The sequence below is a fragment of the Jeotgalibacillus sp. R-1-5s-1 genome, assembly GCF_004405105.1.
Lineage (GTDB): Bacteria > Bacillota > Bacilli > Bacillales > Jeotgalibacillaceae > Jeotgalibacillus.
This window is the reverse complement of record NZ_SORW01000016.1, coordinates 11,612-34,884: the sequence shown is the minus strand read 5'-3', so window position 1 is coordinate 34,884 and position 23,273 is coordinate 11,612. Positions and strand designations below refer to the sequence as shown.

The following is a 23,273-nucleotide window of genomic DNA, read 5'->3' as shown; positions in this document are numbered from 1 at the left end:
GCAAAGCGGCCGGGTGTGTCGGCAACCTCCTGCATCATCGCAAGTCAAAGACCAACATTAAATAGTATACAGAAAAAAATCGGATTGCGCAACCCCTGTTACGAAAATCCTTTCCAAGTACACTTTGTTTATTATACGGGGGATGCAGGCGTGTTTCAAGGGGTGAAGAAATAGGCAGAAAATTCTCAGGTTTTTCTGCCTTGAATGATCGTTGAGACTGCGATCCAGTATGGTGTTTGCTCATCTGGGGACGGCTTGTACATACTGTGTTTGGCATTCAGGAGTGAGCTGAAGGCGAGGTAATGGAGATCATCATCAGTGAGTGCGAGAAGCTCCTGGCGCTCTCTAAGTTTCTTTCGATTGCGCTCTTCATTGGTCGCTTTAGGTGCGAGGTGAAATAAGCGTGACGTCATTGAACCGAAATGTCTCTCTTCTATTCTGAAGTAGCCCTGGTTCTCCCAGACTTTTAAGAGAGGAACGTATGCCCCTTCTTGCAGGAGATGTTTGAGATCATCCAGCGCTTCCTGCTGAGTCACGTCTTGGTTTGATCGTGATTGCTGGTAAGCGAGCGTGACTGCGGGAAGGATCGGCTGTATGGACTGTTTTGGTTTCTTCGTGTGTTTATCAAAAACGGAAAGCCAGAGATGGATTGGTTCCAATGGGTGGTGCCCCTTTCTGTGTGACGGGTTTTTTCTATAAGAGTAGTGTAGCTGTTTTTGATGCGGATGGGTAGAGGGTTGGCAGTTGGGGATTGTGTGGAGATTGGCTGTTATTTTGCGGAGGTCGGTCTTTATTTTGCGTCACTTTCTGTTTATTGTTCGTTCCTGGTGAGTTATATGAGGTATTTATGATCTTATACGGTGTTTGTTAATTTTTAAATGGATCCTGTCGATCGTCTCGGGCTTGCTTTTAAGGCAGCGTGATGAATGAAAGTGTATTGGGATTGTGCGGAGGTTAGTCTCTATTTTGCGTTACTTTCTTTTTATTGTGCGTTCCCTCCTCTTTATTGTGCGCTTTAACAACACCTAACTTTTCACTTTGCTCACCCTCCCAATTCCCACACCCTCATTTAAACAGAAAAAATCCTGCACCCAAAAGGATGCAGGATTGTGTATTCGTCAGCAGAAATTACTTCTGGATAGAAGCAACAACGCCAGCGCCTACTGTACGTCCACCTTCACGAATAGAGAACTTAGTTCCTTCTTCGATTGCGATAGGAGAGATTAGCTCAACAGTCATTTCGATGTTGTCGCCAGGCATAACCATTTCTACTCCTTCAGGAAGGTTACATACGCCAGTTACGTCCGTAGTACGGAAGTAGAACTGTGGGCGGTAGTTAGAGAAGAATGGAGTGTGACGTCCACCTTCTTCTTTTGATAGAACGTAAACTTCAGCTTTGAAGTTTGTGTGTGGAGTGATTGTTCCTGGCTTAGCAAGAACCTGTCCACGGTTGATGTCGTCACGTGATACACCACGAAGAAGTGCACCGATGTTGTCTCCAGCTTCTGCATAGTCAAGAAGCTTACGGAACATTTCAACACCTGTTACGATTGTCTTCTTAGGCTCTTCAGAAAGACCGATGATTTCTACTTCGTCACCGACTTTAACTTGTCCACGCTCAACACGTCCAGTAGCAACTGTACCACGACCAGTGATTGAGAATACATCCTCAACTGGCATCATGAATGGCTTTTCAGTGTCACGCTCTGGAGTTGGGATGTAGCTATCTACAGCTTCCATAAGCTCATAGATTTTTTCTTCCCACTGTGCATCTCCTTCAAGAGCTTTAAGAGCAGAACCTTTGATTACTGGAATGTCGTCGCCTGGGAAGTCGTACTCAGAAAGAAGGTCACGAATTTCCATTTCAACTAGTTCAAGTAGCTCTTCGTCGTCTACCATGTCACACTTGTTCATGAATACAACAAGGTAAGGTACACCTACCTGACGAGAAAGAAGGATGTGCTCACGAGTTTGTGGCATTGGGCCGTCAGCAGCAGATACTACAAGAATACCGCCGTCCATCTGAGCAGCACCAGTGATCATGTTCTTAACATAGTCAGCGTGTCCTGGGCAGTCAACGTGTGCATAGTGACGAGAATCAGTTTCGTACTCAACGTGTGCAGTTGAGATTGTGATTCCACGCTCGCGCTCTTCTGGAGCACCATCGATTTGGTCATATGCCATAGCTGTTCCACGACCATATTTCTTGTGAAGTACAGTTGTGATTGCAGCAGTTAGAGTTGTTTTACCATGGTCAACGTGTCCGATTGTACCAATGTTAGCATGGGTTTTCGAACGGTCGAATTTTTCCTTAGCCATTTTGGAAATCCTCCTTTAGATAATAAAAAAGTTAATTTGAATTTATTTTTAATATGGATCCGGAAAGAAAGCCTTTCCGGGGTCCATAGCTTACATAAGTAGTTATACTTTATTGTAAGGGTGAAATCAATTATTCACCTTTATTTTTCTTGATGATTTCTTCACCAACAGACTTCGGTACTTCCTCGTAGTGATCGAAGAACATTGAGAATGTTCCACGTCCCTGCGTGTTAGAACGAAGTGAAGTTGCGTATCCGAACATCTCAGCAAGTGGCACAAATGCTTTAACGATTTGTGTATTTCCACGAGATGCCATACCTTCTACGCGTCCACGGCGAGATGTGATGTCTCCCATGATGTCTCCCATGTATTCTTCTGGGATCATAACTTCTACGCGCATTAGCGGCTCAAGAAGAACCGGGTTACACTTAGAAACTGCATTTTTCAATGCCATAGAAGCAGCAATCTTAAACGCCATCTCAGAGGAGTCAACATCGTGGTATGAACCATCGAATAACTTCGCTTTGATGTCGATTAGAGGGTAACCAGCAAGTACACCGTTGTCAAGTGAGTCTTCAAGACCTGCTTGTACAGCCGGGATGTATTCACGTGGAACAGCTCCCCCTACGATTGCATTCTCAAATTCAAAGCCTGCTCCCTCTTCGTTTGGAGAGAATTCAATCTTAACGTGACCGAACTGACCACGACCACCAGACTGGCGGACGAACTTCCCTTCAACTTGAGCTGAGCCGCGGAATGTTTCACGGTAAGATACCTGTGGAGCACCTACGTTAGCTTCTACTTTGAATTCACGCTTCATACGGTCAACAAGGATATCAAGGTGAAGTTCACCCATACCTGCGATGATCGTCTGGCCAGTTTCCTGGTCAGTGTGCGCGTGGAATGTTGGATCTTCTTCCTGAAGTTTCTGAAGCGCCTGGCTCATCTTGTCCTGGTCAGCTTTAGACTTAGGTTCGATCGCAACAGAGATAACTGGCTCAGGGAATTCCATAGACTCAAGAATAACAAGATTCTTTTCATCACATAGAGTGTCCCCTGTAGTAGTGTCCTTAAGACCTACTGCAGCAGCGATATCTCCAGCATATACTTCTCCGATTTCTTCACGAGAGTTAGCGTGCATCTGCAGGATACGTCCTACGCGCTCACGCTTACCTTTCGTTGCATTCTGTACGTACGATCCAGAAGAAAGTACACCAGAGTAAACACGGAAGAATGTAAGCTTACCTACATAAGGGTCTGTCATAACTTTGAATGCAAGCGCTGAGAATGGCTCTTCGTCGCTAGCAGGACGAACAACTTCTTCTTCAGAATCAGGAATAATTCCTGTGATCGGCTTAACATCAAGTGGTGACGGAAGGTAGTCAAGTACTGCATCAAGCAGAAGCTGAACTCCTTTGTTTTTGAAAGCAGATCCACAGATTACTGGATAGAACTCAACGTTTACAGTTCCTTTACGGATTGCAGCTTTAAGCTCTTCCTCTGTGATTTCTTCACCTTCAAGGTATTTCATCATTAGATCTTCATCAAGATCCGCTACCGCTTCAATTAGCTTTCCACGGTATTCTTCAGCCTGATCCTTGTACTCATCTGGAATTTCGCGCTCTTCAGTACGAGTTCCAAGATCGTCTTCATAGAAGTAAGCAACGTTCTTAACAAGATCGATGATTCCTTCAAACTCATCCTCAGCTCCGATTGGAAGCTGGATTGGGTGAGCGTTAGCCTGAAGACGGTCATGTAGTGTTCCTACAGAGTATAGGAAGTCAGCCCCGATCTTATCCATTTTGTTAACGAATACGATACGAGGTACGCCGTATGTTGTCGCTTGACGCCATACAGTTTCTGTTTGCGGCTCAACACCCGACTGGGCATCAAGTACACCAACAGCACCATCAAGTACGCGCAGTGAACGCTCAACTTCAACCGTGAAGTCTACGTGTCCAGGAGTATCGATGATGTTTACACGGTGGCCTTTCCATTGAGCAGTTGTTGCAGCAGACGTGATAGTGATACCACGCTCCTGCTCCTGCTCCATCCAGTCCATTTGTGATGCACCTTCGTGCGTTTCACCAATTTTGTGGATACGGCCTGTGTAGTAAAGGATACGCTCCGTAGCAGTCGTTTTACCGGCATCGATGTGAGCCATGATACCGATATTACGAGTGTCTTTTAAGGAGAACTCTCTAGGCATGGGTCTTTCTCCTTCCTACTAAATGTGATTTGGTAGATAAAAGATTGAATCTTACCAGCGGTAGTGAGCAAACGCTTTGTTTGCTTCTGCCATTTTATGCATATCTTCGCGCTTCTTAACTGAAGCACCAGTGTTGTTAGCTGCATCAAGAATTTCGTTAGCAAGACGTTCTTCCATAGTCTTTTCTCCACGAAGACGTGAATAGTTTACTAACCAGCGAAGACCTAGTGTAGTACGACGTTCTGGACGAACCTCAACCGGTACCTGATAGTTTGCTCCACCAACACGGCGTGCACGTACTTCAAGAACTGGCATGATGTTTTTAAGCGCCTGGTCGAATACTTCAAGAGCATCCTTTCCAGAGCGTTCCTGCACGATATCGAATGCGGAATAAAGGATCTTTTGAGCTGTACCCTTTTTACCGTCAATCATGATTTTGTTAACTAGACGAGTTACCAGCTTCGAGTTATGAATCGGATCCGGTAATACGTCGCGTTTTGCTACTGCACCTTTACGAGGCATGTGATTTCCTCCTTTCACAGGAAAATTACTTTCATTTATTTAAAACGTTATTACTTTTTCTCTTTTGGTCTCTTAGTACCGTATAGAGAACGACCTTGACGACGTCCGTCTACACCAGCAGTATCAAGAGCACCACGAACGATGTGGTAACGTACCCCTGGTAAATCCTTTACACGTCCTCCACGGATAAGAACAACACTGTGCTCTTGAAGGTTGTGCCCGATTCCAGGAATGTATGCTGTTACCTCAATCTGGTTTGTAAGACGTACACGAGCATATTTACGAAGAGCCGAGTTTGGCTTCTTCGGAGTCATCGTACCAACACGAGTACAAACACCGCGTTTTTGTGGAGATGAAAGGTCAGTCGCTTTCTTCTTGAAGCTGTTGTAACCTTTGTTCAATGCTGGTGAGTCAGACTTAACAACTTTAGACTGACGTGGCTTACGCACTAATTGGTTAATAGTAGGCATGAGTTTTTTCCTCCCTTCGATCTTTATTTTAAGCCCACACATCCAGGTGGTTCATTTAAGGGTAAAAACAAAGTTCTTGCAGATTCATCTACAAAAACATGTTTACTTAGTAATGGCTACCGCGGCAGCACCAACCTCGATCCCGCACGCTTTCCCCAGCTTCTTCATTGAATCAACATGGGTAATCGTTACGTTCATCTCTTCAGCGGTGAGCAAAACTTTGTCAATCACGTGCCGGTCAACGTCATCAGCGACAACGATTTCCTTCACGGACCCTGCTTTGAGCGCCTTTACAACTTGCTTGGATCCTACAATGATGTGTTTAGCCTGCGATACTTTTTCATAAGACATAATTATATCCTCCAAAGTAACAGGTTGTTGAGTAGTAGCAACCTTGAATATATTATCATCTCAAGATATGGATGTCAACAAGGTTTGGGAATAATTCTTTTTGGGAGGTCGTTCGTTTTGCAAATGTGTCTGACGTGCGTGTCTTTCATCCTGATTCTGTGAAAGATGGACGTTATTCTATGAAGCTGCCGGCGAATCTTGCGAACGATGGCTATCATTCTGCGAACCCGTGTCGAAATCTTGCGAACCTCCACCTGCATTCTGTGAACCTGCAGTATTATCTTGCGAACCTCCCCTTACATTCTGTGAACCTAAGCCCACGTTTTGCGAAGCGGTTTCACCATTTCCTGAACCACCGCGAACATCCCCTCACCCATTAAAAAAAGGTGACGCCAGCAGGCGCCACCTTTTTTGATTCAATCGGATGATGAATTACTCAACGGAAACTGCTTCTTCTTCCGGAAGTTCTTCAGATTCGATCTCAGCCTGACGGTAACGTTGCATACCTGTTCCGGCCGGAACGAGCTTACCGATGATAACATTTTCTTTCAGTCCAAGCAGTTCATCACGTTTTCCTTTGATCGCTGCATCTGTCAGGACACGAGTTGTCTCCTGGAAGGATGCTGCAGATAGGAAGGACTCTGTTTCAAGAGACGCTTTTGTGATACCAAGAATCAGCGGGCGGCCTGTTGCCGGCTGTTTGCCGTCAAGCAGTACCTGCTGGTTTGCTTCCATGAACTGGTGTACATCAAGCAGTGAACCTGGCAGCAGATCTGTATCCCCGGCTTCAATGACACGTACTTTACGAAGCATCTGGCGAACCATGACTTCAACGTGCTTGTCTCCGATTTCTACACCCTGCATACGGTATACTTTTTGTACTTCACGAAGCAGATATTCCTGTACCGCAGATACGTCACGTACTTTGATCAGCTCTTTCGGATCAATCGAACCTTCAGTCAGTTCCTGACCGCGGGCAATTGTATCGTCAACAGACACTTTCAGACGTGCTGTGTAAGGAGCATTGTACGTTCTTGTTTCCACTTCGCCGCGAACGGTGATTTCCTGCTGGCGGTCTTTGCCTTCTGTAATATCGGTGATTACACCATCAATTTCAGAAATGACAGCTTGACCTTTCGGGTTACGCGCTTCGAAGATTTCCTGAATACGAGGAAGACCCTGTGTGATATCGTCTCCGGCTACCCCACCTGTGTGGAACGTACGCATTGTAAGCTGTGTTCCCGGCTCCCCGATTGACTGGGCTGCGATGATGCCGACTGCTTCGCCGACTTCCACTTTTTCACCAGTCGCAAGGTTTTTACCGTAACACTTTTCACATACGCCGTGACGCGTGTTACAAGTGAAGGCTGAACGGATAGATACTTCTTCAATACCAGCTTCGACAATCTGACGGGCGATGTCTTCTGTAATCAGCTCATTGCGTCTTACAAACACTTCTCCCGTTTCAGGATGCTTAACTGTCTGGTTTGAATAACGTCCTTCAAGACGTTCTTCCAACGCTTCAATCGTTTCTGTGCCATCTTTCAGTGACTTGACGCGCAGACCGCGGTCAGTTCCACAGTCTTCTTCACGTACGATGACATCCTGTGCCACGTCAACAAGACGGCGTGTAAGGTAACCTGAGTCAGCTGTTTTAAGGGCTGTATCGGCAAGACCTTTACGGGCACCGTGTGTCGAGATGAAGTACTCAAGTACTGTCAGACCTTCACGGAAACTTGATTTGATTGGAAGTTCGATAATACGACCAGCCGGGTTGGCCATCAGACCACGCATACCGGCAAGCTGCGTAAAGTTAGATGCGTTACCACGCGCTCCTGAATCACTCATCATATAGATTGGGTTCAGGCTGTCGAGTGTCAGCATCAGCTTATCCTGAATGACATCCTTCGCAGATGACCAGATGGAAATAACGCGATCATAACGCTCTTCCTCTGTGATCAGACCACGACGGAATTGTTTTAGTACTTTATCTACTTTACCTTGTGCATCGTCAAGGATTCCCTGCTTCTCAGGAAGTACCACGATATCAGCAATACCGATAGTGATACCCGCACGTGTAGAGTGCTTAAATCCAAGATTCTTCATGCTGTCAAGCATCTTAGACGTGTCTGTAAGATGGAATCTCTTGAACACTTCCGCGATGATGCTTCCGAGGAAGCCTTTCTTGAACGGCGTGACAAGGTCAGCAGCTGCAATGTGTTCTTTTACGTTAACAGTCGGATCAATGAAGTACTTTTCAGGTGTGTTCACCTCAAGGTTTTCCATTGTCGGCTCGTTAATGTAGTGGAACTCTTTCGGAAGAATTTCATTAAAGACGACTTTTCCGACTGTTGTCAGAAGAAGTTTCTTGTTCTGCTCTTCCGTAAATGTTTCTTTATTTAGAGAACCTGCATGGATCGCAATACGTGTGTGCAGGTGTACATAACCATTCTGGTATGCAAGAAGTGCTTCATCCGCATCGCGGAATACTGCACCTTCACCTACAGCGTTTTTGCGCTCAAGTGTCAGGTAGTAGTTACCAAGTACCATATCCTGAGACGGCGTAACAACCGGTTTTCCGTCCTTCGGATTCAGGATGTTCTGTGCCGCAAGCATAAGAAGACGGGCTTCAGCCTGTGCTTCTGATGAAAGTGGTACGTGAACAGCCATCTGGTCACCGTCGAAGTCAGCGTTGTAGGCTGTACATACGAGCGGGTGAAGACGGATCGCACGGCCCTCAACCAATGTTGGTTCAAACGCCTGGATACCAAGACGGTGAAGCGTCGGTGCACGGTTTAGAAGAACCGGATGCTCCTTAATGACGTCTTCAAGTACGTCCCAAACTTCATCGTGAACGCGTTCGATCTTACGCTTCGCACTCTTGATGTTGTGCGCAAGTCCACGTTCAACAAGTTCCTTCATAACAAACGGCTTGAACAGCTCAAGTGCCATTTCCTTCGGCAGACCACACTGATACATTTTCAGGCTTGGTCCAACAACGATTACAGAACGGCCGGAGTAGTCAACACGCTTACCAAGGAGGTTTTGACGGAAACGTCCCTGCTTCCCTTTCAGCATGTGAGAGAGAGATTTAAGTGGACGGTTACCAGGACCTGTTACCGGACGGCCGCGACGGCCATTATCGATCAACGCATCAACGGCTTCCTGAAGCATACGCTTCTCGTTTTGAACGATGATGCTTGGCGCACCAAGGTCAAGAAGACGCTTCAGACGGTTGTTACGGTTGATTACACGACGGTAAAGATCGTTTAAGTCAGATGTTGCGAAACGACCACCATCCAGCTGAACCATTGGACGAAGTTCAGGCGGGATGACAGGAAGAACATCAAGTACCATCCAGTCAGGAAGGTTTCCTGAGTTACGGAACGACTCTACTACTTCAAGGCGCTTGATCGCACGTGTACGGCGCTGACCCTGAGCAGATTTCAGTTCTTCTTTAAGCGATTCTGCTTCTTTATCAAGATCGATGTCCTGAAGCAGTTTACGGATGGCTTCTGCCCCCATTGCTGCCTGGAATTTCGTGCCGTACTTTTCACGGTAAGCACGGTATTCCTTTTCAGAAAGAAGCTGTTTTTTCTCAAGTGCTGTTTCACCAGCTTCTGTTACAACATAGGACGCGAAGTAAATAACTTCTTCAAGCGCACGTGGGGACATGTCAAGAACAAGACCCATACGGCTTGGGATTCCTTTGAAGTACCAGATATGAGAGACAGGTGCTGCAAGCTCGATGTGACCCATACGCTCACGACGAACCTTTGCACGCGTTACTTCAACACCACAGCGGTCACAAACGACGCCCTTATAACGGACGCGCTTGTATTTACCGCAGTGACATTCCCAGTCCTTCTGCGGGCCAAAGATTCGCTCGCAGAAAAGACCGTCTTTTTCAGGCTTAAGAGTACGATAGTTAATCGTCTCCGGCTTTTTCACTTCACCAAATGACCAAGAGCGGATCTTGTCAGGTGAGGCTAAACCAATTTTCATATATTCAAAGTTATTAACATCTATCAAGGAGCCTACCTCCCTTTTCGTTTACAGGTTTTGCCCTATTGTCGGTTAGCTGCACAGTCAGGTTCACTCTTTTGATGCCACTGTTTCAGAAGAGAGTGCTTCTGTTTCAGGTGCGATATTTAAGGCATCTGCCTGGTGGATCTCATCTTCATCGTCAAGGTCGCGCATTTCGATTTCTTCATCGTTGCTTGAAAGCATCTTCACGTCCATACCCAAACTCTGAAGTTCCTTGATTAATACTTTAAATGATTCAGGTACGCCCGGTTCCGGAACGCTGTCCCCTTTTACAATCGCTTCGTACGTTTTCACACGTCCGACTACGTCATCTGATTTCACTGTCAGGATTTCCTGAAGTGTGTAGGCAGCACCGTATGCTTCAAGTGCCCATACCTCCATCTCACCGAAACGCTGTCCGCCGAACTGTGCTTTACCGCCCAGTGGCTGCTGTGTAACAAGTGAGTATGGTCCAGTTGAACGCGCGTGCAGTTTGTCATCAACCATGTGAGCCAGCTTGATCATGTACATGACGCCGACTGATACACGGTTATCGAATGGATCGCCTGTTCTTCCATCATAAAGAACGGTTTTACCATCGCGTGACATGCCTGCTTCTTCAATCGTTGCCCAAACATCTTCCTCGTTCGCACCGTCAAATACAGGAGTTGCAATGTGGATACCCATTGCGCGGGCAGCCATTCCCATGTGCATCTCAAGAACCTGACCGATATTCATACGTGATGGTACCCCAAGCGGGTTAAGCATGATATCGATTGGCGTGCCGTCTGGAAGATACGGCATATCTTCTTCCGGAAGAATACGTGAGATAACCCCTTTGTTACCGTGACGTCCGGCCATCTTATCCCCTACAGAGATCTTTCTCTTCTGTACGATATAAGCGCGGACAAGCTGGTTAACACCTGGAGGAAGCTCATCTCCGTCTTCGCGGTTAAAGATTTTTACATCAAGGATAATTCCGCCGGCACCGTGTGGAACACGCAGTGACGTATCGCGGACTTCACGTGCTTTTTCACCAAAGATGGCGTGTAGAAGACGCTCTTCTGCTGTCAGTTCCGTTACACCTTTAGGCGTTACCTTACCAACAAGAATGTCGCCGTCTTTTACTTCAGCACCTACACGGATGATTCCGCGGTCGTCAAGGTTGCGCAGTGCATCTTCACCGACGTTTGGAATGTCACGTGTAATTTCTTCCGGTCCAAGCTTTGTATCACGGGACTCTGACTCATATTCTTCAATATGAATAGACGTGTATACATCATCTTTTACAAGGCGCTCACTCATGATGACCGCATCCTCGTAGTTAAATCCATCCCATGTCATGAAGCCGACAAGAACGTTACGGCCAAGCGCAAGCTCTCCTGCTTCCATGGAAGGACCGTCAGCCAGAATTTCGCCTTTCTCTACACGGTCGCCTACAGCCACGATCGGACGCTGGTTGTAGCACGTTCCCTGGTTAGAACGGACGAATTTCTGAAGCTTGTATTTGTCAACATCCCCTTGTGTTTCGTTGCCATCAACGTCAACAAGGCGGCGAACCCAGATCTGGTCAGCCTGGACGCGTTCAACAATACCTTCGTGCTTATTAATTACAGCTGCACCTGAATCCTTCGCAGAAACGTGTTCCATTCCTGTTCCGACAAACGGAGCTTCCGGATTCATCAATGGTACAGCCTGACGCTGCATGTTCGCTCCCATGAGGGCACGGTTGGAGTCATCGTTCTCAAGGAACGGGATACATGCTGTCGCAGCAGATACTACCTGCTTTGGCGAAACGTCCATGTAGTCAATACGGTCGCGCTTGAATACCGTGTTCTCACCGCGGAAACGGGAAACCACTTCTTCATCAAGGAACGAGCCGTCTTCACCAAGACGTGCATTTGCCTGTGCCACAACATAGTTATCCTCTTCATCCGCCGTCAGGTAATCGATACGCTCTGTTACGCGTCCTGTGTCAGGATCAACACGACGGTATGGCGTTTCGATGAAGCCAAAACGGTTTACTTTTGCAAAGCTGGATAATGAGTTGATCAACCCGATGTTTGGTCCCTCAGGCGTTTCGATCGGACACATACGGCCATAGTGAGAGTAGTGAACGTCACGTACTTCAAAGCCTGCGCGCTCACGCGTTAAACCACCAGGTCCAAGTGCAGACAGACGACGCTTGTGCGTTAATTCAGCAAGCGGGTTTGTCTGGTCCATGAACTGGGAAAGCTGTGAGCTTCCGAAGAACTCTTTGATCGAAGCGATAACAGGACGGATGTTGATCAGCTGCTGAGGCGTGATCGTATTCGTATCCTGGATCGACATTCTCTCACGAACCACACGCTCCATACGGGAAAGACCGATACGGAACTGGTTTTGAAGAAGTTCACCTACAGAACGCAGACGACGGTTTCCAAGATGATCAATATCATCTGTCAGGCCGACTCCGTGCAGCAGGTTAAAGAAATAAGAGATGGAAGAAACGATATCTGCAATGGTGATATTTTTGACACTGTCATCTACATACGCATTGCTGATTACGTTAATTTCCTGACCACTGTCTGAGTTTGGCACCTGGATTTTGATCGTTTGAAGCGTCAATTCCTCTTCAACCACTCCACCTACCTGGTTGTAAGTAACGAATCCAACACCGTTTTCAAGGTATGGGATCAACTTGTCCAGCGTACGGCGGTCCAGTGTTGTTCCTTTTTCAGCCAGAATTTCACCTGTTTCAGGGTCTGCCAGTGTTTCAGCAAGCACCTGTCCGAAAAGGCGATTCTTAATATGAAGCTTTTTATTCATTTTATAACGTCCGACATTTGCCAGATCGTAACGCTTAGGGTCAAAGAAACGTGATTCAAGAAGGCTTTTTGCGTTTTCTACAGTCGGCGGTTCACCCGGACGAAGACGCTCATAGATTTCAAGAAGCGCTTTTTCAACGTTTTCTGTATTATCTTTCTCAAGCGTATTGCGGATATATTCGTTGTCACCGACAAGATCAATGATCTCCTGATCTGATCCGAAGCCGAGTGCACGAAGCAATACAGTCACAGGAAGCTTACGCGTACGGTCGATACGAACGTGAACAACGTCCTTCGCATCCGTTTCATACTCAAGCCATGCACCACGGTTTGGAATAACCGTTGCACCGAAGCCGCGCTTCCCGTTTTTGTCCATTTTATCGTGGAAATAAACACTTGGTGATCTTACAAGCTGAGAAACAATTACACGTTCAGCACCATTAATGATAAACGTTCCTGTTTCTGTCATCAGCGGGAAATCACCCATAAATACATCCTGGTCTTTTACTTCGCCGGTTTCTTTATTTAATAGACGAACCTTCACACGAAGTGGAGCGGAATACGTTACGTCACGCTCTTTCGACTCATCTACCGAATATTTCGGCTCACCGAGGCTGTAGTCAATAAACTCAAGTGACAAGTTTCCTGTGAAATCTTCGATTGGCGAAATATCGCGGAACATTTCACGAAGACCTTCTTCTAAAAACCAATCGTAAGAAGCTGTCTGAATTTCAATCAGATTCGGTAACTCAAGTACCTCACTGATTCGCGCAAAACTTCTGCGCTGGCGGTGTCGTCCATACTGAACTAGTTGACCTGTCAACTGATTCACCCCTCAAATCAAGCGTTTTAGTGTGCGTTTCCTTTATTTAAAAAGAAACGGACAAAGACAAATAGAAAACGGGAAAGGTCCACATTTTCTATTCTATAAATCTTTATTCAAACCATTTTTGCCAAAAAACAATCCATTTATACAAATGGACATACTTACTGATGATAATATTTGTACATCATATAATACTATCACAAGCCCAAAACCGGGTCAATGCTTTTTCGCACAGAAGATGAAATAACCTTTTTGCTTATCAACCGTCTCCACTTCATTAAAAAGAGACTCGAGTTTCTGCAAGGCGGATGGTGCCCCCTGCTTCTTCTGGATAACAACCCAAAGCGCTCCACCTGCTGCCAGTTTTTCTGCACTCTGTTCAAAGATTTTGTGAACAGTATGCTTTCCGGCACGGATCGGCGGGTTGGTCAGGATTGCCGCAAAAGCGGTATCGTCCACCTGATCCAGACAGTCGCTTTCGTACACTTTCACAGAAGTGATGCCATTGTGCTGAGCATTTTCACGGGCAAGCTGCATCGCGCGGTCATTGACATCGACCATCTGAACGCTTCTCTCCGGAAAACTTTTGGCAATCGATAAGCCGATTGGACCGTACCCGCAGCCGACGTCGAGAATATCTCCTGCGATCTCCGGCTCACGGAATGCTTCAATCAAAACACGAGATCCAAAGTCTACTTCACTCTTCGAAAAAACACCCTGATCTGTTTTAAACTTCAGCTTATGACCTCTTAGGGTGAAGTCCCACCATTGCGGCTTGCTTTCCACCCCGGGTTTTTTGGAATAATAATGATCCGCCATTCTGAATCACCTCAACCCATTTTCTTCTGAACACAAACACCAGAGATAAAAAAAGGGCTTATCTGCCCAAATGTTTTCATTCTTCTCTATAAAAAAAGCCCGCTAATTCAAGCGAGCTTTTTCGACAAAAAACTATTACTTAACTTCTACGCCAGCTCCAACTTCTTCAAGCTTAGCTTTGATTTCTTCAGCTTCTTCTTTAGTAGCGCCTTCTTTAACTGACTTAGGCGTGTTATCTACCATTTCCTTAGCTTCTTTCAGGCCAAGACCAGTGATTTCACGAACCACTTTGATAACCTTGATCTTCTGAGCACCAGCTTCAGTAAGAACAACGTCAAATTCAGTTTGCTCAGCAGCAGCTTCGCCACCAGCAGCACCAGCTACAGCTACAGGAGCAGCAGCAGATACACCGAATTCTTCTTCGATTGCTTTTACAAGGTCGTTAAGTTCAAGAACTGTCATTTCTTTGATTGCTTCGATCATTTGTTCTTTAGTCATGATATAGTTCCTCCTTATGGAATGTTTTGGTTTAGTTTGTTTGGATAAAAGTTATCCGGCTAGCAGGCTGCTATTAAGCGCCCTGCTCTTCTTTTTGGTCTGCAACAGCTTTTGTTGCAACGGCAAGTCCGCGAATTGGAGCCTGAAGTACGCTGAGTAGCATAGAAAGTAGGCCTTCACGTGATGGAAGATCCGCAAGAGCTTTCACTTGTTCAAGTGATGCTACGTTTCCTTCGATCACACCTGCTTTTAGCTCAAGTGCTTCATGGTTTTTCGCAAAGTTGTTAAGAATCTTCGCTGGCGCAACAACATCTTCAGCAGAAAATGCGATTGCGTTAGGACCTGTAAGGCTTTCAGAAAGACCTTCAAGGCCAGCAGCTTCAGCCGCACGGCGAGTCATAGAGTTTTTGTAAACCTTGAACTCAACGCCTGCTTCACGAAGCTGTTTACGAAGCTCGGTTACTTCAGCAACTGAAAGACCGCGATAGTCTACGATTACTGATGATGCGCTTGATTGGAATTTCTCTTGAATTTCTGTCACAAGCTGTTTCTTTTGCTCGATCACACTGCTCATCCTAACACCTCCTGTAGTATTTGCTGGAGCGTCATTCATACCGTCCGATCATAATAAAAAGCCTCTATGCCGGAAAGTAGACATAGAGGCGTATCATTTCAAAGTAAAAGAAATCTCTTTTATTCGTCATGACCTCGGCAGGAAATTAAGTCAGAGACACCTGCTGTCTACGGTACAAATGGTTATATAATTTCACAACAGACAACATCATAACAGATGGTGAAATGCTGTGTCAATATCTATCGTTAATTATTTTACTGATACAGAAGATGGATCAACTTTGATTCCAGGACCCATAGTTGTTGTTACAGCAACAGACTTCATGTAAGTTCCTTTTGCTGCAGCAGGCTTAGCCTTCTGGATTACATCAAAGATTGTGTTGAAGTTTTCAACAAGCTTCTCAGCGTCGAATGAAACTTTACCGATTGGTACGTGGATGATACCAGACTTTTCAGCGCGGTATTCAACTTTACCAGCTTTGATTTCATTGACAGCCTTCTGAACATCAAATGTTACAGTACCTGTCTTAGGGTTTGGCATAAGGCCTTTTGGTCCAAGGACACGTCCAAGCTTACCAACTTCACCCATCATGTCAGGTGTTGCTACGATTACGTCGAAGTCAAACCAGCCACCCTGGATTTTTTGAACAAGCTCGCTGTCTCCTACGAAGTCTGCGCCAGCCGCTTCAGCTTCTTTTGCTTTTTCGCCTTTAGCGAAAACAAGAACGCTTTGCGTTTTACCAGTTCCGTTTGGAAGTACAACTGCTCCACGGATCTGCTGGTCGTTTTTACGAGTGTCGATTCCAAGACGGAATGCAGCCTCTACTGTTGCGTCGAATTTCACCGTGCTTGTCTTTTGAGCAAGCTCGATTGCTTCGTTGATTGCATAGTTTGTTGAACGGTCAACAAGCTTAGCAGCTTCTTGATACTTTTTGCTTTTCTTAGCCATTTTATAAGTTCCTCCTTATGTGGTTTTAGCGGAATAACCTCCCACGAATAAAGGTTGCGAGTGAAAAATCCTTTTCAGCTTCGCAACCTCGTCCAAGACAACCATCAATTAGTCTTCAATCGTAATTCCCATGCTTCGAGCCGTACCTTCAACCATACGCATTGCTGCTTCAACATCAGCTGCGTTAAGATCAGGCATTTTTGTTTCCGCGATTTCACGTACCTTGTCACGCTTGACAGTCGCTACTTTGTTGCGGTTTGGTTCACCAGAACCAGACTCGATTCCTGCTGCTTTCTTCAGAAGAACTGCAGCCGGCGGAGTTTTAGTGATGAATGTAAATGAACGGTCTTCAAAAACCGTGATTTCTACAGGAATAATCAGTCCAGCCTGATCAGCTGTACGAGCATTGAATTCCTTACAGAATCCCATGATGTTCACACCTGCCTGACCTAGTGCAGGACCTACCGGTGGAGCTGGATTCGCTTTCCCAGCCGGGATTTGAAGCTTAACCATTTTGATTACTTTTTTAGCCACGAGACACACCTCCTTAAGTCCGTGATGTGGTAATAGGGCTTCTGTTTTTGCCCTCCCACTTGATTCTTTTATATAAAGAATTGAAAATGTTAGTTCAGTCTCTCTATTGAGACATACTGACTTAAAAGATGTTATCATCTTTCGAATTATAATTCAAGATGTTCTTTTTATATTTTTACAATTTTACTCCATTGCGGGAAAATACGTTGGAATCAGGCTTGTACGTGATAAAACGTGCCAGGTCATTCCTCCGCTTTCCGCGGCCGCGCGGTGAGCCAGCTAGCGCTTTGCGCTACGCTGTCTCACCTGTCGCTTCTCTGCCGCAGGAGTCTGCGGAATCCCCCGGTACTTTTGATTGATTTCTTCTTAAAGATTGCTTATCAATCAAAAAGACCAGAAAGATCAAAAGTATTTACGCCGGAGATCAGAACGTCTTATAATTTTGTGATTTGTGTGAATTCGAGTTCTACCGGTGTTTCGCGGCCGAACATGTTCACGAGTACTTTGACCTTACCTTTGTCTGTGTCAATATCCTCAATGACACCGGCAAAGTTTGCGAATGGACCTTCGTTTACTGTGACATTTTCACCAAGCTCGAAGTCCACTTCAATCGTTTTCTCCTGCATACCCATTTGCTTCAGAAGCTGTGTTACTTCTTCCGGCAATAGTGGTGTCGGCTTAGCGCCGCCGCCTGATGAACCGACAAATCCTGTTACGCCTGGTGTGTTGCGGACAACATACCATGAATCATCTGTCATCACGATTTCTACAAGCACATAGCCTGGGAATGTTTTACGCTTGACTGTTTTTGCCTTACCATCTTTAATCTCGGTTTCTTCCTCTTCAGGAATGACAACGCGGAAGATTTTGTCCTGCATGCCCATTGATTCAACACGCTTTTCAAGGTTCATTTTCACTTTATTCTCATAGCCTGAGTAAGTGTGAACCACGTACCAATTTTTCTCCACCGTATGTTTTCCTCCATTCTGTTATTGTTTTGGCTGCTTTATGCATGTATGTTTCGTTAATGGATTTTCTGTAAAACAGACCATCGATTTTTGCCCAATGAAAAAACCCGTTAAACGGGCTTTTGCATGTCTGTCTCTATTGTACACGATATTAGCAGGCGGTGCGAAGGTTTACAAAGAGCCTGTTACAGGATCCAGTTAATAATCGCATCGATGCCCATGTCGATAATCGCAAAGAAAACAGCGACAAATACTACGGTACTTAAAACCGTAATCGTGTAACGAGTAAGCTCCTTGCGGCGGGGCCAGCTGACCTTACGCATTTCGGAAGCAACATTTTTGAAGAAGTTGCTGATTTTACCCATGATGACGTACCCTCCAACCAGTGTTATTTCAGTGATCCATGTTACAGGATCGGCTCAACCTACACCGTCTGCTTGTGAGGTGTATGAGCATTACAGTAACGGCAAAATTTCTTGACTTCTAATCTATCAGACTGCTTATCTGCGCCCTTTGGAACGGAGTAGTTCCGTGATCCGCAGGCACTGCAAGCAAGAATCAGTTTTTTACTCACCATGTTCATTCCTTTTTAGGGACATACATCCTTTAAAAAATAACACTCCATCTGTTTGATGTCAATACACTCCAGCCGTTAAAAAGTCAATTCGCGCGCCTCGAGATAGCGCTCCAGCTTGCGTTTGACACGCTGCAGGGCATTATCGATAGATTTTACATGACGATCCAGTTCTTCCGAGATTTCCTGATACGATTGCCCATCAAGGTAAAGGGATAGTACCTGACGTTCCAAATCACTGAGAAGCTCAGCTACTTTACCTTCAATCTTGCTGAATTCTTCCCTGTGAATGACGAGCGCCTCCGGATCTGTCGGCCTGGCTGTTGAAATGATATCCATCAGCGTACGGTCAGATTCCTCATCATAAATCGGTTTATCGAGTGATACATAAGAATTAAGCGGGATGTGCTTTTGGCGGGTAGCGGTTTTAATTGCAGTGATGATCTGACGGGTAATACAAAGCTCAGCAAACGCTTTGAAAGAGGTCAGTTTTTCTTCCTTGTAATCACGAATCGCCTTATAAAGACCAATCATGCCTTCCTGGATGATGTCTTCTTTGTCTGCCCCAATTAAAAAATAGGAGCGCGCCTTCACTCTGACAAAATGACGGTACTTGTTAATTAAAAAATCCAGTGCTTCACTGTTTCCGTTCTGAATCAGTTCAAGTATCACATCGTCTTCCATTCCGTGAAATAATTCCCGATCCGTTGATGCCTGATTGTATGCGTTCAAATGGATCCCCCCGACTGTACGAAACAAATAGATAGAAATATTATACTTTACAGATTTTTTTAACGTCAACCGTTCATTTATCGCCGCGTCTCCATTTTTCGAATATTTCGGCGACTTCGTCAGACAGTGGAATCTTTGATACCGGGCGCTCAGACTGATTTCGTTCGATCCGCTTGGAAATTTTTTTTTCGATTTGTTTCATCTCAATTAAAAGTTCCCTCGCCGACTTCCGGAGTGCTCCCTGACCGAAGATCGCCCACTGTTCTGTATAATCACTTGTGGCTACAATCACCTGGGTCTTGATATCATTCAGTTCGATGGCGAGCTTTTCAATCCGCTCATCTGCGGTTTCGTTTTTTCGGGTGAAAACAATTTCTACTCGGTAGTTAAACATTTTCTTCGACATACCTTCGACAAACTGCGCATCAAACACGATGATGACGCGATGTCCGGTATAGCCCTGATATTCCGCCATGAGTTCGATCAGGCGGTCACGTGCTGCCCCGAGGTCGCGGAGCTTTAACTCCACAAGCTCGGGCCATGCACCGATGATGTTATAGCCGTCTACGAGCAGTACATTTCGCATCGCTGATCATCCTTCCAGCGGGTGACGGCGTCTATAAACCTCATACATTAACAGGCTTGCTGCAACAGAGGCATTGAGTGACGTAACATGTCCAACCATCGGAAGGTGAATAAGGAAATCGCATTTTTCCCGTAAAATACGGCTCATGCCTTTTCCTTCACTCCCAATGATTAACCCAAGCGGCATCGTGCCATCAAAGCGGCGGTAATCCTCACTGCCTTTCGCGTCGGTCCCGGCAACCCAGACACCACGGTCTTTCAGCTCGTCCACTGTGCGGGAAAGGTTAGTTACGCGAACAACCGGTACGTGTTCAATGGCACCCGTTGATGCCTTCGCCACGGTTGCGGTCAGACCGACTGCCCGGCGTTTTGGAATAATGATGCCGTGAACGCCTGATGCATCCGCTGTCCGCATGATCGAACCAAGGTTGTGCGGATCCTCAAGCTCGTCCAGGATGAGGATAAACGGATCTTCGTTTTTAGCTGCCGCTTTATTAAAAATATCATCCATCTCAGCATACTCATAAGCTGCAATTGAAGCGACAACCCCTTGGTGCTGTCCATCCATCAGCTGATCAATTTTCTTTTTCGGTACAAACTGAACAAGTACATTTGCTTCCTTTGCCAGCTGGATGACCTGCTGCATCTGTCCTTTTTGTGAGCCTTCTCCGATCCATATCTTATTAATTTCCCTGCCGGATCTCAGCGCTTCCAGTACGGGGTTTTTCCCGCCGATAAATTCTTCGCTCATCGCCCTGCTCCTTTCTGCTCTTCCGAAATGAACGCAATCGATTCATCAATGATGTCGATTAACCGCTCCTGCTGTTCTGTTAAATATAAATAACCGATTAGCGCTTCAAACGCCGTGCTGTACCGGTACGTTGTCACATCTGTATTTTTCGGTACAGAGCCGGACTTGGCATTGCGACCCCTGCGGATCACGGCCATTTCCTCTTCTGTAAACCGGTCTTCAGCGAACATATGGTGCAGGATTTTCGCCTGCGCTTTTGCTGACACATAGCGAATACCTTCGCGCTGAAGCTGATTCGGTCTTACCGTCCCGTTTACTAACAGATGGTGACGGACCTTCTGTTCATACACGGCGTCGCCCATATAGGCGAGCGCCAGTGCATTGATTTGTTTCGGATCTAATGTATAATCCGCCATTTCTTACCCTCTTCTCCAGCGGATACCCTGTTTTGTATCTTCCAGAATAATGTTCATATCCTTCAGCTGGTCACGGATCGCGTCTGCTGTCGCAAAGTCACGAGCTTTCCGTGCTTCTTCGCGCTGCTGAATGAGTGCATCAATATCTGAATCAAGCATGTCTTTTTCCTGCTCCATCGTGAAGCCAAGCACGCCTGCCAGCTCATCAAACGTTTTGGTAAAAGCATCGATGACGTCAGTTGAAGTATTTTTCTCACGCAGGTAAAGATTCGCCTGACGCGACAGGTCAAACAATACAGAGATGGCATTGGCTGTATTGAAATCATCATCCATTGCTTTAACAAACGCTTCTTTCTGTTCAGCAGTTGCATCCAGCCACTTCTGGTCATCCTCTGTCAGACCGGCACTGGATTCACGGCGGTGCAGCAGATTTTCATAAGACGTACGGATTCGTTCAAGACCAGCTCCTGCCGCATCCAGCAGCTCTTTGTTATAGTTGATCGGATGGCGGTAGTGAACCGAAAGCATGAAGAAACGCAGCACCTGTGGATCCACTTCTTTTAAAATGTCATGTACGAGAACAAAGTTGCCTAGTGATTTCGACATTTTCTCGTTATCAATATTAATATACCCGTTATGCATCCAGTAATTTGCGAAGGTTTTACCGGTCAGTGCTTCAGATTGGGCAATTTCATTTTCATGGTGCGGGAAAGCTAAATCCTGTCCGCCTGCATGAATATCAATGGTGTCTCCAAGGTACTTGCGCGCCATTGCCGAGCACTCGATGTGCCAGCCCGGACGTCCCTCTCCCCACGGACTCTCCCAGGAAATTTCGCCTTCTTTTGCTGCTTTCCATAAAACAAAGTCAAGCTCATCCTCTTTGCGCTCATCTGACTCAATACGCGCGCCGATCTGAAGCTCATCAATCGACTGGTGAGACAGCTTTCCGTAGCCATCGAACTTCCGGGTGCGGTAATACACATCTCCACCTGATTCATACGCAAAGCCTTTATCAATTAACGACTCAATAAATTCAATGATCAGATCGATATTTTCCGTTACGCGCGGGTGGGCTGTGCCTCTCTGGCATCCTAGTGCACCCACGTCCTCAAAATACGCTTCAATAAATCGATCCGCAATGACAGGTACTTCCTCGCCAAGCTCATTGGCTGCCCGGATCAGCTTATCGTCCACATCAGTAAAATTCGAGACGAAGTTCACATCATAGCCCCGGTATTCAAGGTGACGGCGGACCGTATCAAATACGATCGCAGGACGGGCGTTTCCAATATGAATATAGTTGTAAACGGTTGGTCCGCACACATACATGGAGACCTTTCCCTCTTCAAGCGGTTTAAAAATTTCTTTCTGCCTTGTGACAGTGTTATATAATTGAATGCTCATAATTGCGAGCTCCTTTCCCGTTCCTTTTTCAGTTGTTCTTTAACAAATGCAAGCTCTGTTTCAAGCGTGCGGATGCGGTCCCAGATCGGATCCGGCATATCCTGATGATCGAGATCGCGGCGCACCTTTTTCCCGTCGCGCACCACGACTTTACCCGGAATGCCGACAACAGTGGAATTGGCCGGCACATCATTCAGGACAACCGAACCCGCTCCAACCTTGGAATTCTGACCAATTACGATGGATCCAAGCACCTTTGCGCCTGTCGCAATCAGCACATTGTCTTCAAGCGTCGGATGACGTTTCCCTTTCTCTTTCCCTGTTCCACCGAGCGTTACGCCTTGGAAAACCGTCACGTTATTGCCGATTTCACACGTTTCGCCAATGACAACACCGACTCCGTGATCGATAAAAAACCGTCTGCCTATTTTTGCAGCAGGATGGATTTCAATGCCGGTCATCGCTCTTGCAAGCTGCGATATTGCCCGGGCAATAAAAAACATTTTTCGCTTATAAAAGACATGGGCAATCCGGTAAGCCCAGATGGCATGCAGTCCTGAGTACGTTAAAATAATTTCTAATGCAGAACGGGCAGCGGGATCCTGATCAAAAACGGTGTCGATATCTTCTTTTATCCGCTTAAACATCTCGTTCACTCCTCTCATTTTACACAATTTCCGCTATAATTCCGACTGAACACATATGAATTTACTGTTTTAAAATAGAAAAAGCGTCTCTGTCATAAGACAGAGACGCTTTTTTGCGCGGTTCCACTCTGTTTGAAGCAATGTAAAACACTGCTCCCCACCTCAACAGGGTAACGGCCTGGAACCGCTTATGCCTACAATCGCTCTTCGGCAAAAGACTCAAGGGTGCATTTCAGAAAAGGATCAGCCCAAACCGCTCTCAGCCGGTGACGGTTCTCTCTTATCGGCATCGC

General features: G+C 46.0%; 22 protein-coding genes and 2 other annotated features (1 of these 24 cut by a window edge). All 22 genes read right to left on the bottom strand.

Features of this window, described 5'->3' with window-relative positions; all coding sequences use genetic code 11:
• Positions 1–185 precede the first annotated feature (185 nt).
• Positions 186–659: a hypothetical protein gene (locus tag E2491_RS07735; RefSeq protein ID WP_134374657.1), complete on the bottom strand. Its 474-nt coding sequence runs from the start codon at positions 657–659 to the stop codon at positions 186–188.
• 469 nt (positions 660–1,128) lie between these two features.
• The gene (gene tuf / locus E2491_RS07730) at positions 1,129–2,319 is read right to left on the bottom strand and encodes an elongation factor Tu (RefSeq protein ID WP_134374655.1); all 1,191 of its coding nucleotides are present in this window, start codon (positions 2,317–2,319) and stop codon (positions 1,129–1,131) included.
• A gap of 130 nt (positions 2,320–2,449) precedes the next feature.
• A complete protein-coding gene (gene fusA / locus E2491_RS07725) occupies positions 2,450–4,528 on the bottom strand; it encodes an elongation factor G (RefSeq protein WP_134374653.1) in 2,079 nt (692 codons plus the stop codon).
• A gap of 51 nt (positions 4,529–4,579) precedes the next feature.
• The gene (gene rpsG, locus E2491_RS07720; RefSeq protein WP_134374651.1) at positions 4,580–5,050 is read right to left on the bottom strand and encodes a 30S ribosomal protein S7; all 471 of its coding nucleotides are present in this window, start codon (positions 5,048–5,050) and stop codon (positions 4,580–4,582) included.
• A gap of 50 nt (positions 5,051–5,100) precedes the next feature.
• Positions 5,101–5,520: a 30S ribosomal protein S12 gene (rpsL, locus tag E2491_RS07715; RefSeq protein ID WP_134374649.1), complete on the bottom strand. Its 420-nt coding sequence runs from the start codon at positions 5,518–5,520 to the stop codon at positions 5,101–5,103.
• Positions 5,521–5,622: 102 nt separating this feature from the next.
• A complete protein-coding gene (locus E2491_RS07710; RefSeq protein WP_134374647.1) occupies positions 5,623–5,871 on the bottom strand; it encodes a 50S ribosomal protein L7ae-like protein in 249 nt (82 codons plus the stop codon).
• Between the two features lie 432 nt (positions 5,872–6,303).
• Positions 6,304–9,903, bottom strand: a complete 3,600-nt coding sequence (rpoC, locus tag E2491_RS07705; RefSeq protein WP_134374645.1) for a DNA-directed RNA polymerase subunit beta' — start codon at positions 9,901–9,903, stop codon at positions 6,304–6,306.
• Between the two features lie 63 nt (positions 9,904–9,966).
• Positions 9,967–13,527, bottom strand: coding sequence for a DNA-directed RNA polymerase subunit beta (gene rpoB / locus E2491_RS07700; protein WP_134374643.1), 3,561 nt, complete (start codon positions 13,525–13,527; stop codon positions 9,967–9,969).
• Positions 13,528–13,746: 219 nt separating this feature from the next.
• Positions 13,747–14,349: a class I SAM-dependent methyltransferase gene (locus E2491_RS07695; protein ID WP_134374641.1), complete on the bottom strand. Its 603-nt coding sequence runs from the start codon at positions 14,347–14,349 to the stop codon at positions 13,747–13,749.
• A 135-nt stretch (positions 14,350–14,484) separates the two neighbouring features.
• Positions 14,485–14,847 (bottom strand): 50S ribosomal protein L7/L12, encoded by a 363-nt coding sequence (gene rplL / locus E2491_RS07690; protein ID WP_134374639.1) that lies wholly within the window; start codon positions 14,845–14,847, stop codon positions 14,485–14,487.
• 73 nt (positions 14,848–14,920) lie between these two features.
• Complete coding sequence (gene rplJ / locus E2491_RS07685) at positions 14,921–15,421, bottom strand: 50S ribosomal protein L10 (protein WP_134374637.1); 501 nt, start codon at positions 15,419–15,421, stop codon at positions 14,921–14,923.
• Between the two features lie 46 nt (positions 15,422–15,467).
• Positions 15,468–15,612, bottom strand: a sequence feature (ribosomal protein L10 leader region).
• Positions 15,613–15,670: 58 nt separating this feature from the next.
• Positions 15,671–16,369: a 50S ribosomal protein L1 gene (rplA, locus tag E2491_RS07680; protein ID WP_134374635.1), complete on the bottom strand. Its 699-nt coding sequence runs from the start codon at positions 16,367–16,369 to the stop codon at positions 15,671–15,673.
• A 108-nt stretch (positions 16,370–16,477) separates the two neighbouring features.
• Complete coding sequence (gene rplK, locus E2491_RS07675; RefSeq protein WP_071311366.1) at positions 16,478–16,903, bottom strand: 50S ribosomal protein L11; 426 nt, start codon at positions 16,901–16,903, stop codon at positions 16,478–16,480.
• 434 nt (positions 16,904–17,337) lie between these two features.
• Positions 17,338–17,871 (bottom strand): transcription termination/antitermination protein NusG, encoded by a 534-nt coding sequence (nusG, locus tag E2491_RS07670; protein ID WP_134374633.1) that lies wholly within the window; start codon positions 17,869–17,871, stop codon positions 17,338–17,340.
• A gap of 185 nt (positions 17,872–18,056) precedes the next feature.
• Positions 18,057–18,236, bottom strand: coding sequence for a preprotein translocase subunit SecE (secE, locus tag E2491_RS07665; protein ID WP_134374631.1), 180 nt, complete (start codon positions 18,234–18,236; stop codon positions 18,057–18,059).
• A gap of 59 nt (positions 18,237–18,295) precedes the next feature.
• Positions 18,296–18,445 (bottom strand): 50S ribosomal protein L33, encoded by a 150-nt coding sequence (gene rpmG / locus E2491_RS07660; protein ID WP_208528055.1) that lies wholly within the window; start codon positions 18,443–18,445, stop codon positions 18,296–18,298.
• Positions 18,446–18,523: 78 nt separating this feature from the next.
• On the bottom strand, positions 18,524–19,246 hold the full coding sequence (gene sigH, locus E2491_RS07655; protein ID WP_134374627.1) for an RNA polymerase sporulation sigma factor SigH: 723 nt from the start codon (positions 19,244–19,246) through the stop codon (positions 18,524–18,526).
• A gap of 4 nt (positions 19,247–19,250) precedes the next feature.
• On the bottom strand, positions 19,251–19,763 hold the full coding sequence (locus tag E2491_RS07650; protein ID WP_134374625.1) for an NYN domain-containing protein: 513 nt from the start codon (positions 19,761–19,763) through the stop codon (positions 19,251–19,253).
• Positions 19,764–19,769: 6 nt separating this feature from the next.
• The gene (gene rlmB, locus E2491_RS07645; RefSeq protein ID WP_134374623.1) at positions 19,770–20,513 is read right to left on the bottom strand and encodes a 23S rRNA (guanosine(2251)-2'-O)-methyltransferase RlmB; all 744 of its coding nucleotides are present in this window, start codon (positions 20,511–20,513) and stop codon (positions 19,770–19,772) included.
• Complete coding sequence (locus E2491_RS07640) at positions 20,510–20,929, bottom strand: Mini-ribonuclease 3 (RefSeq protein ID WP_134374621.1); 420 nt, start codon at positions 20,927–20,929, stop codon at positions 20,510–20,512. Before E2491_RS07640 ends, rlmB begins: the two co-directional genes overlap by 4 nt.
• 3 nt (positions 20,930–20,932) lie before the next feature.
• A complete protein-coding gene (gene cysS, locus E2491_RS07635; RefSeq protein ID WP_134374619.1) occupies positions 20,933–22,333 on the bottom strand; it encodes a cysteine--tRNA ligase in 1,401 nt (466 codons plus the stop codon).
• A complete protein-coding gene (gene cysE, locus E2491_RS07630) occupies positions 22,330–22,980 on the bottom strand; it encodes a serine O-acetyltransferase (RefSeq protein WP_134374617.1) in 651 nt (216 codons plus the stop codon). The genes cysS and cysE overlap by 4 nt, the downstream gene beginning before the upstream one ends.
• 98 nt (positions 22,981–23,078) lie before the next feature.
• Positions 23,079–23,273: a binding site (T-box leader), on the bottom strand (it continues 31 nt past the right edge of the window).

Coding starts and splice junctions, on each gene's coding strand:
- tuf (WP_134374655.1), bottom strand. CDS start 2,319: ATGGCTAAGGAAAAATTCGACCGTTCGAAAACCCATGCTAACATTGGT.
- fusA (WP_134374653.1), bottom strand. CDS start 4,528: ATGCCTAGAGAGTTCTCCTTAAAAGACACTCGTAATATCGGTATCATG.
- rpsG (WP_134374651.1), bottom strand. CDS start 5,050: ATGCCTCGTAAAGGTGCAGTAGCAAAACGCGACGTATTACCGGATCCG.
- rpsL (WP_134374649.1), bottom strand. CDS start 5,520: ATGCCTACTATTAACCAATTAGTGCGTAAGCCACGTCAGTCTAAAGTT.
- E2491_RS07710 (WP_134374647.1), bottom strand. CDS start 5,871: ATGTCTTATGAAAAAGTATCGCAGGCTAAACACATCATTGTAGGATCC.
- E2491_RS07695 (WP_134374641.1), bottom strand. CDS start 14,349: ATGGCGGATCATTATTATTCCAAAAAACCCGGGGTGGAAAGCAAGCCG.
- rplL (WP_134374639.1), bottom strand. CDS start 14,847: ATGACTAAAGAACAAATGATCGAAGCAATCAAAGAAATGACAGTTCTT.
- rplJ (WP_134374637.1), bottom strand. CDS start 15,421: ATGAGCAGTGTGATCGAGCAAAAGAAACAGCTTGTGACAGAAATTCAA.
- rplA (WP_134374635.1), bottom strand. CDS start 16,369: ATGGCTAAGAAAAGCAAAAAGTATCAAGAAGCTGCTAAGCTTGTTGAC.
- secE (WP_134374631.1), bottom strand. CDS start 18,236: ATGGGTAAAATCAGCAACTTCTTCAAAAATGTTGCTTCCGAAATGCGT.
- E2491_RS07650 (WP_134374625.1), bottom strand. CDS start 19,763: ATGCGAAATGTACTGCTCGTAGACGGCTATAACATCATCGGTGCATGG.
- rlmB (WP_134374623.1), bottom strand. CDS start 20,513: ATGAGCGAAGAATTTATCGGCGGGAAAAACCCCGTACTGGAAGCGCTG.
- E2491_RS07640 (WP_134374621.1), bottom strand. CDS start 20,929: ATGGCGGATTATACATTAGATCCGAAACAAATCAATGCACTGGCGCTC.
- cysS (WP_134374619.1), bottom strand. CDS start 22,333: ATGAGCATTCAATTATATAACACTGTCACAAGGCAGAAAGAAATTTTT.
- cysE (WP_134374617.1), bottom strand. CDS start 22,980: ATGTTTAAGCGGATAAAAGAAGATATCGACACCGTTTTTGATCAGGAT.